The organism is Polynucleobacter sp. 39-46-10, from assembly GCF_002282275.1.
On the sequence record NZ_NCJB01000485.1, the window covers coordinates 1 to 1,337 of the forward strand.

The window sequence follows — 1,337 nt, forward strand, 5'->3', positions numbered from 1 at the left end:
GGAACTTGGAACGAACTTTCTTTTGTTAAGAATAAAAACTGGTCTTGAGTCACTTCAGTATCCAGTGGCGCACCCATTTCCTTCCAGTTGGGGAAAAGTTCTGTGAGGGCTCTGGGATCCATAACGGCGCCCGACAGAATATGAGCACCGATTTCTGAGCCTTTTTCCAAAATACAAACGCTAATCTCTTTGCCAGCTTCATTTGCCAATTGTTTGGCTTTAATGGCTGCAGATAAACCAGCTGGGCCACCTCCCACAATGACTAGGTCATAGTCCATCGATTCTCTAGGTCCGAACTGTTCGAGCAATTCCTGGGCGTTCATTTCACTCTCCGACATCTCTTAAAAATAGGCTACTGAGTGCATTTTCAGCAATTTTTAGCAATTCCACCATTTTTATGGCTTCCTTGAACCCTTCTAGTTTAGTTCTAAGCGGTAAAACCCAGCTAGGTGCCAACTGGCTTCGAGCTTGGATTCCCAAAGCGTTATGATTACTTTTTTTACCTTTTTGGCAATATTAGGACGAATGTATGAATAAAACTTACCCATCAGCAGTAGATGCCTTGCGGGATATCTTGAAGGATGGTCAGAAGCTCGCTGTTGGCGGTTTTGGTCTTTGCGGCATCCCTGAGGCTTTAATTCAAGCGGTAAAGGATCTTGGCGCGCAAAATCTGACGGCAATTGCTAATAATGCTGGTGTGGATGGCTTTGGCTTGGGTTTGCTATTGAACTCAAGGCAAGTAAAGAGGATGGTTGCATCCTATGTGGGTGAAAACAAAGAGTTCGAGCGTCAGTTTTTAGCTGGTGAGCTCGAGCTGGAATTTACTCCACAAGGTACTTTGGCAGAAAAGCTGCGTGCAGGTGGTTGTGGTATCCCCGCTTTCTATACCAAAACTGGTGTTGGTACTTTGGTCGCTGAAGGTAAAGAAGAAAAAGAATTCGATGGCGAGAAATACATCATGGAGCGCGCAATTGTTTCTGATATTTCTCTTGTCAAAGCATGGAAGGCGGATAAGTCAGGTAACTTGATTTATCGCTACACCGCACGTAACTTCAATCCAGTAGTGGCAATGGCTGGCAAGATTACGGTTGCTGAGGTGGAAGAGATCGTGGAGAACGGGGAGTTGGATCCAGATCAGATTCATACACCAGGCATCTACGTGCATCGCTTGGTGCTGAACACTACGCCCGAGAAGCGTATTGAGCAACGCACTTTATCTGCAGCTTAATACTCATCGCAGCAATATAAAAACAGTACAGAATATTTAGGAAGATTGATATGCCTTGGAATAGAGATGAAATGGCAGCACGTGCTGCTAAAGAGTTAAAGGATGGTTA

Annotated in this window: 2 protein-coding genes; one reads left to right on the forward strand and one right to left on the reverse strand. The window is 44.8% G+C overall.

All coding sequences use genetic code 11. From position 1 onward, the window contains the following. The coding region (locus B7X71_RS17010; RefSeq protein ID WP_293601612.1) for an NAD(P)-binding protein at window positions 1-323 on the reverse strand (323 nt) is incomplete at its 3' end. Between the two features lie 206 nt (window positions 324-529). Here B7X71_RS17010 and B7X71_RS17015 point away from each other — a divergent pair. Next, a complete protein-coding gene (locus B7X71_RS17015; RefSeq protein WP_215303457.1) occupies window positions 530-1,228 on the forward strand; it encodes a CoA transferase subunit A in 699 nt (232 codons plus the stop codon). Window positions 1,229-1,337 lie beyond the last annotated feature (109 nt).